At 56.7% G+C, this 12,933-nt stretch carries 15 protein-coding genes; 3 read left to right on the forward strand and 12 right to left on the reverse strand.

Annotated elements, in window-relative coordinates:
- Positions 1–57 precede the first annotated feature (57 nt).
- From ccmI to ccmA, 9 genes are read right to left on the reverse strand one after another with little or no spacing between them, the layout of a single operon-like run.
- Entirely contained in the window at positions 58–948 is an 891-nt protein-coding gene (gene ccmI, locus ACT3T7_RS11110) for a c-type cytochrome biogenesis protein CcmI (protein ID WP_444631083.1), read from the reverse strand.
- The gene (locus ACT3T7_RS11115) at positions 945–1,415 is read right to left on the reverse strand and encodes a cytochrome c-type biogenesis protein (protein WP_172118688.1); all 471 of its coding nucleotides are present in this window, start codon (positions 1,413–1,415) and stop codon (positions 945–947) included. Before ACT3T7_RS11115 ends, ccmI begins: the two co-directional genes overlap by 4 nt.
- On the reverse strand, positions 1,406–1,933 hold the full coding sequence (locus ACT3T7_RS11120; protein WP_172118687.1) for a DsbE family thiol:disulfide interchange protein: 528 nt from the start codon (positions 1,931–1,933) through the stop codon (positions 1,406–1,408). The genes ACT3T7_RS11115 and ACT3T7_RS11120 overlap by 10 nt, the downstream gene beginning before the upstream one ends.
- A complete protein-coding gene (locus ACT3T7_RS11125; RefSeq protein ID WP_444631084.1) occupies positions 1,930–3,933 on the reverse strand; it encodes a heme lyase CcmF/NrfE family subunit in 2,004 nt (667 codons plus the stop codon). Before ACT3T7_RS11125 ends, ACT3T7_RS11120 begins: the two co-directional genes overlap by 4 nt.
- A 49-nt stretch (positions 3,934–3,982) precedes the next feature.
- Positions 3,983–4,459 carry a cytochrome c maturation protein CcmE gene (gene ccmE, locus ACT3T7_RS11130; protein ID WP_193055344.1) on the reverse strand — a complete coding sequence of 159 codons (477 nt, stop codon included), beginning with the start codon at positions 4,457–4,459 and terminating at the stop codon, positions 3,983–3,985.
- Positions 4,449–4,658, reverse strand: coding sequence for a heme exporter protein CcmD (gene ccmD, locus ACT3T7_RS11135; protein ID WP_193055343.1), 210 nt, complete (start codon positions 4,656–4,658; stop codon positions 4,449–4,451). Before ccmD ends, ccmE begins: the two co-directional genes overlap by 11 nt.
- Positions 4,658–5,404 carry a heme ABC transporter permease gene (locus ACT3T7_RS11140; protein ID WP_444631085.1) on the reverse strand — a complete coding sequence of 249 codons (747 nt, stop codon included), beginning with the start codon at positions 5,402–5,404 and terminating at the stop codon, positions 4,658–4,660. Before ACT3T7_RS11140 ends, ccmD begins: the two co-directional genes overlap by 1 nt.
- Before the next feature lie 14 nt (positions 5,405–5,418).
- Positions 5,419–6,147: a heme exporter protein CcmB gene (gene ccmB, locus ACT3T7_RS11145; RefSeq protein WP_444631086.1), complete on the reverse strand. Its 729-nt coding sequence runs from the start codon at positions 6,145–6,147 to the stop codon at positions 5,419–5,421.
- Positions 6,148–6,150: 3 nt separating this feature from the next.
- On the reverse strand, positions 6,151–6,771 hold the full coding sequence (gene ccmA, locus ACT3T7_RS11150; RefSeq protein ID WP_444631087.1) for a cytochrome c biogenesis heme-transporting ATPase CcmA: 621 nt from the start codon (positions 6,769–6,771) through the stop codon (positions 6,151–6,153).
- A 268-nt stretch (positions 6,772–7,039) separates the two neighbouring features.
- Here ccmA and ACT3T7_RS11155 point away from each other — a divergent pair, with 268 nt between their 5' ends.
- Both ACT3T7_RS11155 and ACT3T7_RS11160 read left to right on the forward strand, forming a co-directional pair.
- Positions 7,040–7,477 (forward strand): LexA family protein, encoded by a 438-nt coding sequence (locus tag ACT3T7_RS11155; RefSeq protein ID WP_172118680.1) that lies wholly within the window; start codon positions 7,040–7,042, stop codon positions 7,475–7,477.
- Positions 7,478–8,110, forward strand: a complete 633-nt coding sequence (locus tag ACT3T7_RS11160; protein WP_172118679.1) for an IMPACT family protein — start codon at positions 7,478–7,480, stop codon at positions 8,108–8,110.
- A 73-nt stretch (positions 8,111–8,183) separates the two neighbouring features.
- Here the strand turns inward: ACT3T7_RS11160 and ACT3T7_RS11165 are convergent, their stop codons facing one another.
- The 3 genes from ACT3T7_RS11165 to ACT3T7_RS11175 form a co-directional block, all read right to left on the reverse strand.
- A complete protein-coding gene (locus ACT3T7_RS11165) occupies positions 8,184–9,506 on the reverse strand; it encodes a sodium ion-translocating decarboxylase subunit beta (protein WP_087107962.1) in 1,323 nt (440 codons plus the stop codon).
- A gap of 11 nt (positions 9,507–9,517) precedes the next feature.
- Positions 9,518–11,326 carry a sodium-extruding oxaloacetate decarboxylase subunit alpha gene (oadA, locus tag ACT3T7_RS11170; RefSeq protein WP_193055339.1) on the reverse strand — a complete coding sequence of 603 codons (1,809 nt, stop codon included), beginning with the start codon at positions 11,324–11,326 and terminating at the stop codon, positions 9,518–9,520.
- Between the two features lie 91 nt (positions 11,327–11,417).
- Complete coding sequence (locus ACT3T7_RS11175; protein WP_193056492.1) at positions 11,418–11,675, reverse strand: OadG family protein; 258 nt, start codon at positions 11,673–11,675, stop codon at positions 11,418–11,420.
- 126 nt (positions 11,676–11,801) lie between these two features.
- On the opposite strand from ACT3T7_RS11175, the gene ACT3T7_RS11180 reads away from it, so the two are divergent.
- Positions 11,802–12,809, forward strand: a complete 1,008-nt coding sequence (locus ACT3T7_RS11180; RefSeq protein WP_444631088.1) for a tRNA dihydrouridine synthase — start codon at positions 11,802–11,804, stop codon at positions 12,807–12,809.
- Positions 12,810–12,933: the final 124 nt, after the last annotated feature.

Here is a 12,933-nt window from a genome sequence, read left to right on the forward strand (position 1 = left end):
AACATGAGACGTATTCAAAATACATGATTCATAACGACTTCGGCAGCGGTGATTGGCTCAGGGCTCATCAGCCGCCGCTGTTTCGGATGTATCGGCCAGGCGTTCCTGGGCCGCGCGGATACCTTCGCGTAGCGAGTCGGCCGTGTTCGGATCGTTGACCGTTGCCAGCGCGCGCCGCCAGCGGTCCATTGCGCCCTCGTAATCGCCGTTATCAAACGCGTGAATGCCTAACAGACCGAGCACCGTTGGTTGGCGTGGGTCCTGAGCCAGCGTTTCATTCACCAAACGCTGCACATCCGGGGTCAGCTCACGTCCTGCCATAAAGAAGCGAATTTGCGCAAGCTGGGCGAGCAGTGCAGGGAGCCGGCCTTCCAGCGCGATGAGCCGTTCCAGCGCATCGATGGCGTTATCTTCCTGGCCGGTATCGCGATACAGCGGAAACAGCGAGGCCCACACGTTGGCATTGCCCGGCTGAAGCGCGGCCTGCTCTTCCATACGACGAATATACGTGTCTGGAGTAGCGCCGGGGTCGTTGAGTAATTCCTGCTGAACGCCATACAGGGCAAGATCACCCTCGGCCCCCTCTTCCAGGTACCAAAAAAGACTGATGGCCACCACACTCAAGGCAATCAATGGCACAGCTAAACGCCCGGCAAGGGGCGATTGTAGCGGTCGTACGGCCAGCGTGGCAGTGTCTTCCAGAAGGCTACGCTCAAGTTCCAGCGTTCCTTCTTCAAACTGCGCGGCACTAACATCGCCACGCGCATGAGCCGCCTCTAACGAGGCAAGCCGACGCTGAAAAATGGCCACGTTCTGCTCGGCCGAAGTGTCGTTGGCTTCATATGCGCGTTGCTGGTCATAAAGCGCATGCGCCTTACGCAGCGGGGAAAGTAGCAAGACAATCGCTGGCAATATGACAATCGCCATGGCGACCCATAAAAGCGTCATGAGGATCTCCTGCGCTGAATCAGCGCATCCAGCCGAGCGCGCTCTTCAGCACTTAGCGCCTTGGCAGACGCATGGCGCCGTGCACGCACAATCAGCAGCACGATCAAAACACCCCCGACGCCTAACCCGATGGGCAGCCCCCACAGAAGATAGGTGCGGCTCTCCAGGCGCGGATTATAGAGAACATAGTCACCAAAGCGCTCGACCATGTGATTGATCACTTCGCTATCGGAGCGCCCATCCTGCAGCATTTGATGCACCCGTTCGCGCATATCGGCGGAGATAGGCGAGTTCGAATCATTGATGGCCTGGTTTTCACACAGCGGGCAGCGCATGGACGCGGTTAATGCGTGATAACGCTGCGCCAGCACCGGGTCGTCAAACTCACGCAGCTCGATTCCCTCCGCCACAACGCTTGCCGACAACAGCAGCAGGAAGAGCACGGCCAGGGTCCGTATTAACGCCATTTGGCTACCTCCGGCAAAATACGCTCGGCCATATCCTGAGGCGAGATATCGCCTTTATGGTGATAGCGAATTATCCCATCGGCATCGACCAGAAACGTTTCCGGCGCGCCATAAACGCCGAGATCAAAGCCTAGGCTGCCGTCAGGGTCAAAGATATTCACTTCAAACGGGTCGCCAAACTCGTTTAAAAAGTGCATTCCCTTCTCGCGGGTATCGCGATAGTTCACCCCGACCATACGAACACCCTGGTCGGCCAATGCCAAAAGCTGGGGCATTTCCTGCTTGCAGGCCGGGCACCATTCGCCCCACACATTAACCAGTGAGACTTCCCCCTGGAGCAGCGTTTGATCAACCAGGCGGCCTTCATCACGCAGCGTGGAGGCCTCAAATGTCGGGAACTCACGTGCCATCAGCGCCGAGTCCCGGGCTGACGGGTCATGCTGCAAACGCTGATATAAAAACAGCGCCACCAGAAGAAAACCCAGCGGTAGCAGTAACAGCCATAGTCGACGGCTCATAGCGCGGCTTCCTGCGTTTTGGGCGAGCGGGCCACGTCGGCACGGTCGGCCGTTCTGGTTCGGCGATAGCGCTTATCCACTATTGCCAGTATGCCGCCTAACGCCATCAACAAACCGCCCAACCAAAGCCAGCGTACAAAAGGCTTATATTGAATGCGCATGGCCCAACTGCCATCCTCCAAATCTTCACCCATGGCAACGTAAAGATCCCGAAACAGGCCGGGGCGTAGCGCGACCTGGCTCATGGGCATACCCGTTGCCAGATAAAAGCGCTTCTCAGGGCGCATAATAAAACCACGCCCTGATTCGATATTGCGCACCTGAATGACGGCCGTATCGGCCATAAAGTTGGCGCCTCGGCGGCTTTTAAGCTCCGTCAACGTGAACTGATAGCCCGCGACGTCAAGCTCGGTGCCCGGCGCCATACGCACCGTGCGCTCAGTGGCATAGTTGGACACCACGGCCACACCAATAATCGTCACTGCAATTCCCACGTGCCCGAGCACCATGCCCCAATATGCCAGGGAAAGCTTGCGCAAACCCGCCAGGCGGCTGGCGCCGTGGCGGGTTTTATCCCACATGTCCTTCCCAATCGGCAGCACGATCCACAGCGCAGCCACAATACCCAATGAGGCCCACAGGTTCCATTTACCGGTGTATATCAGCGGCAACACCATACCCAGCACCAGCGCAGCGACGCCAGCAAGCCACAACTTACGGCGCAGTTCACTGGCTGGCATGCTCTTCCAGCGAGCGACCGGACCAAGCCCCATAAAGAGACACATCACAACCGTCAGCGGTACAAAAAGTGCATTAAAGTACGGCGGGCCCACGCTGATTTTACCCAGCTTGAGCGAGTCTAAAATCAGCGGATAGAGCGTGCCCAGCAAAATGGTCACGGTCATGATGACCAATAGAATATTGTTGATAAGCAGCAGCGAATCTCGTGATAGCCAGTTGAAGCTCGCATGATGGCTCACGCGGGGCGCGCGCAGCGCAAATATCAGTAGAGAAAGCGTCACGGTGATCGTCAGCAGCACCAGAATAAACAAGCCGCGTGAGGGGTCATTGGCAAACGCGTGCACCGAGGTAAGTACACCAGAACGCACCAGAAAGGTACCCAGCAGCGATAGCGAAAAGGTAAAAATGGCCAGCAGTACGGTCCAGCTTTTAAACGAGCCGCGCTTTTCGGTGACGGCCAGCGAATGGATCAGCGCGGTGCCGGTTAGCCAGGGCAGCAGCGAGGCGTTTTCTACCGGGTCCCAGAACCACCAGCCTCCCCAGCCAAGTTCGTAGTAGGCCCACCAACTGCCCAATGCAATACCCACCGTCAAAAAGGCCCAGGCAATATTGGTCCAGGGGCGCGCCCAGCGCGTCCAGGCCGCATCCAACCGCCCACCCAGCAGCGCGGCAATGGCGAAGGCAAACACGACGGAAAACCCGACATAGCCCATGTAGAGCATCGGCGGGTGAACAATCAAGCCAATATCCTGAAGCAGCGGATTAAGGTCCGCGCCATCGTGAGGCACATTGGGCAAAAGCCGCTCGAAGGGATTGGACGTCAGCAGGATAAACAGTAAAAATCCCACGCTAATCAAGCCCATCACACCCTGTACCCGCGCTACCATGTCGCGAGGCAGGCCGCCTGAAAAGCGCGAAGCGGCATACCCCCAGCCCGCCAGCATCAGGCTCCACAACAGCACCGACCCTTCGTGGTTGCCCCACACCGCACTGAGCTTGTAGTACCAGGGCAACAGCGAGTTGGAGTTGTTGGCGACGTTCGCCACGCTGAAGTCATCCAGCGCATAGCTGGCGGTTAGGCACATATAAGCCACTGCGATAAACAGAAACTGCCCCGTGGCCATGGGATGACCATATGCCATCCAAAGCGGCCTGCGCGTGGCCGCCCCGGCTAACGGCATTACGCCCTGCAATACTGCTATTAGCAGGGCAATAATTAACGCGAAGTGCCCAAGCTCAGGGATCAATTTTACCAACATCGGCACTCCAGCATGACACGGACTCTAGGGTATAGGACATTGGCTCAACCTATTCACGCTTGGCTGCTTCAACCGGTTGGTCCTGATAATCAGCAGGCGAGTAACCTGCCTCTTCTAACGCTTGCGACACTTCGGGCGGCATGTAGTTTTCATCGTGGCGAGCAAGCACCTTGTCAGCGATAAACCGCCCGTCTGTAGACAGTTTGCCTACCACTACCACGCCCTGCCCTTCGCGAAACAGATCCGGCAGGATGCCGTTATAGGCCACCGCAAGCTCGTCCACGTAGTCGGTTACCAGGAACTCGACATTCAGGCTTTGCGGGTCACGGACAACCGAGCCCTCCTTTACCATACCGCCTGCACGGATTGTCCGCTCGATGGGCGCGTCACCCTGGGCAATCTGCACCGGACTGTAGAACAGGTTGATATTAGCGCGCAGGGCATAGAGCGTGAGGCCTACCGCCACGGCGGCTAGCGCCAGCGCGCCGAGAATGATCACTAGCTTCTGGCGACGTTTAGGTGTCATCAGCATGTCTCGTTTGATGGGGTGGATGACGGTCACCACGCCGGGCACGGCGTTTTACAGCACTGGCCAGTTGGCGGCGCTCAAAACGAGCATGAATGATGCAGGCAACCATCAAAAGTGCCGTGACGCCCCAGGCCGCCCACACGTAAGGGCCGTGTCCGCCCATGGCCAAGAACGCGCCAAACGATGTAAATGCCATTACCGCGCCTCCCTGATCAAATCCCTGACCCAACGCTTATCAATTTCCCGACGCAGGATTTCATTCCGCGTACGCATCAGTGTAAGAGCGATAAAAAACCAGTAGAAGCCCAGCACCATGATCAGTAACGGCAGCCACATTTCCGTGGGCATGAGGGGCCGCGACGTCAACGTAAAGGTCGCCGACTGGTGGAGCGTAAACCACCAGTCCACCGAGTACTTGATAATCGGAATATTGATGACCCCAACCATGGCCAGTACCGAAGCCGCTTTTGCCCCCCCCTCACGACGGGTAAAAGCGCTGCGCAGGGCGATCACCCCCAGAAACAGGAACAACAGAATCAGCATGGAGGTCAGTCGGGCATCCCACATCCACCAGGTACCCCAGGTGGGCACACCCCACACCGCTCCGGAAAAAAGCGCCACAAACGTCATCACCGCCCCAAACGGCGCCATAACTGTCGCGGCCATATCCGCCACCTTGATCTTCCATACCATGAAGACCAGGCTCGCCGCCGCCATCGAAACAAACACCGACTGGGCAAGAAAGGCGGCGGGCACGTGGACATAAATGATCCTGAAGCTATCGCCCTGCCCCTGATTCACCTCGGTGGGTGCAAAGGCTAACCCCCATACCGTACCGGTCGCAATGAGTACCAGGGAGACTGCCCAGCACCAGGGCTGCACCTTTGCACTCATTGCATAAAACGATTTGGGCGAGCCCCATTTATGAATAAAGGTCCACATGGCGTGTTCTGTCCTCAACCGTTGATACTGATGCGTAGCGAGGCGGCAATCGCCCAGGGAGCCAACAGTAGCGACGCGGCCAGCAGGGCCCCGAGCATGGCCAGGTGCGCCGCGACACCTTCTCCGATGACAGCAGCCTGCACCGCCCCGACCCCAAAAATAAGCACCGGTATATACAGCGGCAGTATAAGCAGCGACAGCAGTACGCCACCCCGTGCGATACCGACGGTCAACGCCGCACCAATCGCGCCAAGCAGGCTCAAACTGGCGCTGCCCAGCAAAAGCGAAAGCGCAAGCACCACATAGCTGCCCGGAGGCAGGGCCAGCGTCACACCTAGAAGCGGCGCGACCAGTGCCAGCGGCAGCCCGGTCAACAACCAGTGGGCAAGTACCTTGGCCAGGCTAAGCGCGGCTAGCGGCTGAGGCGCGAGCAGCATCTGCTCAAGGCTGCCGTCGTCATAATCGGTGCGAAACAGGCTATCCAGCGACAAAAGCGCCGCCAGAAGCGCCGCTACCCACAAAAGACCTGGCGCGATCAGCGCAAGTACGGTGCGGTCGGGTGAAATGCCGATTGGAAACAGCGTTATCACCAGCGCGAAGAAGACCAGCGGATTGAACAGCTCGCCGCGGCGTCTGAACATCAGTGTTACATCACGCTTCAGGGTAGCGGTAAAGGCGATCCACAGCCCGCCCGGCACCGGCGTTTCAAGTAGTGTAGTGGTCGCCTTCTGCCCCTGCGTCATTGTCTATCCCAGTTGAATACAGCGAGCGGCGGGCGAAGCATTCAGCCCATGGTGAGTGGTTACCAGAATGCTCCCCCCAGCTTGAGCGTGAGCTGAAAGCTGCGCTTCAAGCGCGGCTACGCCTTGGTGGTCAATGGCGGAAAACGGCTCGTCAAGCACCCAGAGTGGACGACGCGTCAGCGTTAACCGGGCCAGCGCCACACGGCGCTGCTGACCCGCCGACAGCTGGCCGGCCAATACGTCCTCAAAGCCGCCAAGCCCTACTTGCTCCAAAGCGCTCAGGCGCTGCGATTCATTACCCCGCTCGCCGCTTAGCGCCTGGTACCAGGCCAGGTTTTCAAGCGGTGAAAGCCCGGCCTTGATGCCTAGTGAATGTCCCAGATACAGCAGGTTGGCCAGATAATGTTCACGCACCTTGCGAAGTGGCGCGCCGTTCCAGAAAAGCTCGCCTTGGTAATCACTCAGTTGACCTGCCAGCAGCTTTAACAGCGTGGTCTTGCCGCTGCCATTGGGGCCTTCAATTCGAACGATGTCACCGCTGCGAATCGTGAGATCGAGCCCTTCAAATAGCCAGCGCCCATCACGCTCGCAGGCTAGTTGTCGTGCTTGCAGGCACAGGCTCAAAGGCGTCTCCCAACAGGTTGATAGTTAGCCAAAACTCTACACGGAAAGCCACGTTATCTCCAGCCAATCGCAGCGGCCGTGAGAATGCATCAAGCGTGCCGACGGAACCAGCATCTTGAGTAGCCAAAGGCACTGGATAAAAACAGCACTACCACTGTATGCAAAAACAGCTGTATACTAAAACACTGTATGAAAAGACATGCCAACAACCTGCTGGCTTGCCACTACTAAACGCCTAGGGAAAGGGCGCTGCATTGGAGAATTTCCTATGAATATATCGATGTCAGCACCAACTCACGCCGGTTCTACCGTATTGAGCAGCGCGTCCTGCGCACCTAAAGGCATTCAATCGGCACGCGCCTTTAAAACAGCACCACGCAGAACGCGGCACAATACCTACGCCCTCAAAATACGCGGCAACCGAATGCGTGATTGCAACTTGTTTGATGGAGATGTCATTATTATTCGGCGTTTTCAATGCGATACCCACGAAGAAACCGCCGTCGCTCACATCAATCAGCAGCCTGTTGCGTTGAAGCAGCTCTCGATCAGTCGCTTTGGCGTACATTTATGGCCTGCCGACACCCAAGCGCCGGATCTCTTTTTGCACAATCGCGATATTCAAGTGTTAGGAATGGTAATGGGTGTGGCGCAGGATAGTGCCAACGACCTTGCTGCCAATTCTTATGGCCTTATGGAGCACTGATTGCGTTATCAAGTTCCTGATTTAGCTGCCTCGCAGTGGCATACCGCCGAAATAGAGGTCGAAAAAAGCCAGTTTCTGGCGTGGCTATGCCATGCGCCAGATGTGGCCGCTTTTAGTGCACTTCTTGAAGCGGCAAGAGCTGCTCACCCCAATGCCAGCCATCACTGTACGGCTTATATTGCTGGGCCGCCCGGGGAGCAAACACTGATTGGTTTTTCCGATGATGGCGAGCCGGGCGGCACGGCCGGTCGGCCAATGTACCAGGTACTTCAAGGCAGCCAAATGGGTGAAATCGGCGGTGTCGTGACGCGCTACTTCGGCGGCACCAAGCTAGGCACCGGCGGGCTGGCACGGGCTTACGCTCAAGCCATCAGCCATGCGTTGGAAACCTTACCGACGCGTGAAGTGATTGAGCGAGACGCCTACACGCTACGCCTTACCTTTGCCAGCGAGGCTATCGCCCGCGCCTGGTGCGACGAAAAGGCCATCCCCATTGAACACGTCAACTACGATGGCGAAGGTGTTCAGCTCACCATTGGCTGGCCCCGCGACCATACGTTCGACCTTTCCCCCTTGGAAAATCGCCTAAAGTGCACGCTGGACGTTACTCCGGTAAACGCACCCGCCCCCTAAACCAAAAACGGCTTACGGTGTAAACCGTAAGCCGTGCATGGGGCACTTCTGCTTCCCCGTCAATCCTGTCTATTTATCCCAAATATTTAATCATTACCCCGGCAGCCACGGCAGAACCAATTACCCCTGCCACGTTTGGCCCCATCGCATGCATCAACAAGAAGTTATGCGGATTGGATTCCAGACCGACCTTATTAGCCACGCGCGCCGCCATAGGCACAGCAGATACCCCGGCAGCACCTATCAGCGGATTAATCGGCATACGGCTCATTAGGTTCATCAGCTTGGCCATTAACACGCCGGCGGCGGTACCAATTCCGAAGGCCACGATACCCAGCCCCAGAATCCCGAGGGTTTCCACCGTCAAGAAGCTTTCCGCCATCAGCTTTGAGCCAACAGAAAGCCCTAGAACGATCGTCACGATGTTGATCAGCGCGTTCTGGGCGGTATCCGAAAGCCGCTCTACCACGCCGCATTCGCGCATCAAATTACCAAAGCAGAACATCCCCAGAAGCGGTGCTGCGTCGGGTAGAAACAGCGCGACCAAGATCAACAGCATGAGTGGAAAAATCACTTTTTCCAGCCTGGAGACGGGCCGCAGCTGCGTCATTTTTATCTGACGCTCTTTTTCAGTGGTTAACAGCCGCATGATAGGTGGCTGGATTAACGGCACCAGCGCCATGTACGCGTAGGCCGCCACCGCGATAGCACCCAATAGCTCTGGCGCAAGCACGCTGGACACATAGATAGACGTTGGCCCATCGGCGCCGCCGATAATCCCGATCGCTGCCGCCTGGTTCAGCGAGAAGTCCATGATGCCCATGGAGGTCAGCACAACAGCACCAAACAGCGTGGCGAAAATACCAAACTGGGCCGCAGCACCTAGAAACAGCGTACGAGGGTTGGCAAGCAGCGGGCCAAAGTCAGTCATGGCGCCCACGCCCATAAAGATCAACAGCGGCGCGATACCCGATGCAATGGCCACTGAATAGAAGTTATACAGCATGCCATTGCTGTAACCGACGCTTGTCGCAATATCCTTAGCGGCACGCAGCTGCTCTGGCGCTACCTCACCATGGGCAACCACTTTGAGCGTTTCACGCCACGCATCAATACCTGCCAAAGGATCCAGCATTACGCCCAGCGCGGCACCAACCTGCTGAAGCACGGCAGGCTTGCCAACCTCAATGGCCTGGTCCAGCGCTGAAATCGCAAGGCCAGCTTCGGGAATATTGGCAAGAATCCCCCCAAAACCAATCGGCACCAACAACAGCGGCTCAAATTTCTTATGGATCGCCAAATAGAGCAGCAGCAGCCCGACCCCGATCATGACCACCTGGCCAAGCTCAAGGTTATAAAGCCCCGAGCCCTCCCATAACGTGACTAGCTTATCCATTCCCGAGGCCCTTAAAGCTCAATCAGTACGTCGCCAACAGCTACGCTGTCGCCTTCACTAACATTGACTTTCGATACCGTGCCGGCACTGCTGGCGCGAATTTCGGTTTCCATTTTCATAGCTTCAAGAATGATGACCACTTCCCCATCCGCTACTTGGTCGCCAGGGCGCACATTCACCTTGAAGATATTGCCAGCAAGCGGTGCTTCTATGGCTTCACCACGGCTGGCCGCCGGGGCGGGGCTCGCCGCAGGCGCAGGCGACTGCTCTTGCACCTGGCCAATATCGCCGCCTTCAGAAACTTCCACTACAAACGCTTTGCCATTGAGCTTTACGGTATAGGTTTCAGGGCCACGTGCCGCCTCTGGCGCACTGTCTTGAGTAACCACCGGAGGCTTGGCAGGCTCGCTACCAGCCACCTGGGGCGCAGGTTCGAAAGCGTCCGCGTTATCACGATTTTTAAGAAACTTCAGACCGATTTGCGGGAACAAGGCGTAGGTGAGGACATCATCTATTTCACACTCGCCCTCTGCCAAGCGTACCTGCTCGGCGCCGGCTTTCTCTTTAAGCTCTGCCGCCAGCTTTTGCATTTCAGGTGCAAGGTTATCCGCCGGGCGACAGGTAATCGGCTGACCGCCCTCCAGCACGCGGGCTTGAAGCTCGGTATTAAAGGGGGCGGGTGCCGCGCCGTATTCGCCTTTCAGCAGCGCCTGCACCTCTTTGGAAATGGACTTGTAACGCTCGCCCATCATCACGTTCATTACCGCTTGGGTACCGACGATTTGCGACGTGGGCGTCACCAGCGGAATAAATCCCAGGTCTTCACGCACACGAGGAATTTCGCCAAGCACATCGTCCAGCTTGTCGCCCGCACCCTGCTCTTTCAGCTGACTTTCCATATTGGTCAGCATGCCGCCTGGCACCTGGGCCACCAGAATGCGCGAATCGATGCCGCGTAACGAACCTTCAAAAGCAGCGTACTTTTTACGTACTTCACGGAAATAGCCCGCGATGTCTTCCAACAGTTCAAGGTCCAGCCCGGTATCACGGTCGGTATCCTTGAGCATCGCAACAACGGACTCTGTGGGGCTATGTCCATACGTCATCGACATGGACGAAATCGCGGTATCGACGTTATCGATACCGGCCTCGACTGCCTTAAGAATGGTGGAAGTGGAAAGTCCTGTCGTGGCATGGCAATGCAGGTGAACAGGAATAGACAGATTTTTCTTCAGCCGCGTTACCAGCTCAAATGCGGTGTAAGGCGTTAACAGCCCCGCCATATCCTTGATAGCCAGCGAGTCTGCGCCCATTTCGGCAATATTGGTCGCTAGATCGACCCAGCTATCCAGGGTATGTACCGGGCTTACCGTGTAGGAAATAGTGCCCTGCGCATGCCCACCCACCTGACGAACCGCTTTAATCGCGCGCTTCAGGTTGCGCGGGTCATTCATGGCATCAAACACACGGAACACATCAACGCCGTTGGTTTTGGCCCGTTCGACAAACTTATCGACTACGTCATCCGCATAGTGGCGATAGCCCAACAGATTTTGACCACGCAGTAGCATGGCTTGAGGCGTATTGGGCATCGCCTCTTTTAATGCCCGAATACGCTCCCATGGGTCTTCGCCTAAATAACGAATGCATGCATCAAAGGTGGCGCCACCCCAGGTCTCTAGCGACCAGTAGCCAACACGATCCAGCTTTTCAGCGATGGGCAGCATATCGTCCAGACGCAAGCGGGTCGCAAACAGTGATTGATGGGCATCACGCAGTACCACATCGGTAATTCCCAGCGGGCGTTTTGTCTCATTCATAGCAGTAGCTCACACGTTAAAATTATTGATATGTAGTAAAACTAACAAAATAAAGGCAAATAAGGGGATAGGCTGACTAAAAAATTACCGATTAGTGACGCTTTAATGAGCGGTAACGATGCACCGCAGCACTGATAACTGCAGTCACTTCCTCGTCCTCGCCACTCAACGCGGGAGCAGACGAAGGCTTTGTACCTGCTAACGTCGGCACAGGCGTCGGCTGAAAACGTCCTAACAGTTTTGACATCAACGTAACGCTAATGACTAAAATAGTAAGAAAAACAAAAACAAAGCCCATCCCAAGCCCCATAATTGCGAGCCCCTCCTGGAGTAGTTCTGCATTCTGCATAATGTCTCTCTTGTTGTAGAGCATAAATTAACGCTTAAAGGGTTCTAAAAGTCCCTTGGCGCCGTCAAAGTAATACACTAACCTGCCACACCCAGCATAAAACGCAATCGCGCCATAGTGGAAGTCATGGTTGTTAATTTACTACAAAACGGAAAAATTGGCCTCGCCCCGATGGAGGGCGTTATCGACGCCCTCACCCGCGACTTATTAACGCGTGAGGCAGGCTTTGATTGGACCGTTACCGAATTTGTCCGCGTGGTCGACACGCGCCTCCCGCCCCGAGTGTTTTACAAGCACTGCCCTGAGCTTACCAACCGCCCTGTTGCGACCGCCAGCGGCATTCCCGTGCATTTGCAACTGCTTGGCTCTGACCCCAAGGCGCTGGCTGAAAACGCTCGCCAGGCGCTAGCGCTGGGTGCTGTCAGCGTGGACTTGAATTTCGGCTGCCCGGCCAAGCTGGTTAATCGGCATGATGGAGGCGCCTCGTTACTACGCCGCCCTGAACGCGTCTACCACGCAGTGAAGGCCGTCTCCGAAGCACTTGAGGGCCAAATTCCGGTCACTGCTAAAATCCGCCTGGGCTTTTCAGACCGGCGCTTAGCCGTCGCCTGCGCCCAGGCGACCCAGGCAGGCGGTGCCGCTCGTCTGGTTGTTCACGGCCGCACACGTGATGAAGGCTATCGCCCTCCGGCCCACTGGGAGTGGATCGGCCGAGTGCGCCAGCAGGTATCGATACCCGTGGTTGCCAATGGCGATATATGGACGCTGGAGGCGTACTGGAAAGCGCGCACCCTGTCAGGCTGCAGAGATGTGATGTTAGGCCGTAGCGCGCTAGCAGACCCCTGGCTTGCGCCACGTATCCGGCACTGGCAGCGAACCGGCGAACGACTGCCTGAAACCACATGGCCAATGCGTGCCAGCGTGATCAAGGAGTACGCGCACCTTCAGCGGCAGCATCTACCCGACCGAGTTGTGGTCTCGCTGGTAAAGCAGTGGCTCGCACAGATGCGTCAGGGCAATGAAGAAGCCAACCAGCACTTTCAGCGCGTTAAACGCCTAACAGACCTTGATACCCTGCTTAAAAGCCTGGTCATCGACACAGCGCACCCTGAGGCGGCTGTCAGCTGCCACTAAGCAAGCGCATTGACCAAAAAAAAGCGCCCTCGCAATGCGGGGCGCTTAAAACGATCCAAAACCAAAGCGCGAGCCGCCCTGGTCAGGCTAGAAAACAGAAAACCCGCTCTCATAAAAGAGAACG

The sequence above is a fragment of the Halomonas sp. 111 genome (genome assembly GCF_052379685.1).
GTDB classification, from domain to species: Bacteria; Pseudomonadota; Gammaproteobacteria; order Pseudomonadales; family Halomonadaceae; genus Vreelandella; species Vreelandella citrativorans.

Coding starts and splice junctions, on each gene's coding strand:
- ccmI (WP_444631083.1), bottom strand. CDS start 948: ATGACGCTTTTATGGGTCGCCATGGCGATTGTCATATTGCCAGCGATT.
- ACT3T7_RS11115 (WP_172118688.1), bottom strand. CDS start 1,415: ATGGCGTTAATACGGACCCTGGCCGTGCTCTTCCTGCTGCTGTTGTCG.
- ACT3T7_RS11120 (WP_172118687.1), bottom strand. CDS start 1,933: ATGAGCCGTCGACTATGGCTGTTACTGCTACCGCTGGGTTTTCTTCTG.
- ACT3T7_RS11125 (WP_444631084.1), bottom strand. CDS start 3,933: ATGTTGGTAAAATTGATCCCTGAGCTTGGGCACTTCGCGTTAATTATT.
- ccmE (WP_193055344.1), bottom strand. CDS start 4,459: ATGACACCTAAACGTCGCCAGAAGCTAGTGATCATTCTCGGCGCGCTG.
- ccmD (WP_193055343.1), bottom strand. CDS start 4,658: ATGGCATTTACATCGTTTGGCGCGTTCTTGGCCATGGGCGGACACGGC.
- ACT3T7_RS11140 (WP_444631085.1), bottom strand. CDS start 5,404: ATGTGGACCTTTATTCATAAATGGGGCTCGCCCAAATCGTTTTATGCA.
- ccmB (WP_444631086.1), bottom strand. CDS start 6,147: ATGACGCAGGGGCAGAAGGCGACCACTACACTACTTGAAACGCCGGTG.
- ACT3T7_RS11155 (WP_172118680.1), top strand. CDS start 7,040: ATGAATATATCGATGTCAGCACCAACTCACGCCGGTTCTACCGTATTG.
- ACT3T7_RS11165 (WP_087107962.1), bottom strand. CDS start 9,506: ATGGATAAGCTAGTCACGTTATGGGAGGGCTCGGGGCTTTATAACCTT.
- oadA (WP_193055339.1), bottom strand. CDS start 11,326: ATGAATGAGACAAAACGCCCGCTGGGAATTACCGATGTGGTACTGCGT.
- ACT3T7_RS11175 (WP_193056492.1), bottom strand. CDS start 11,675: ATGCAGAATGCAGAACTACTCCAGGAGGGGCTCGCAATTATGGGGCTT.
- ACT3T7_RS11180 (WP_444631088.1), top strand. CDS start 11,802: ATGGTTGTTAATTTACTACAAAACGGAAAAATTGGCCTCGCCCCGATG.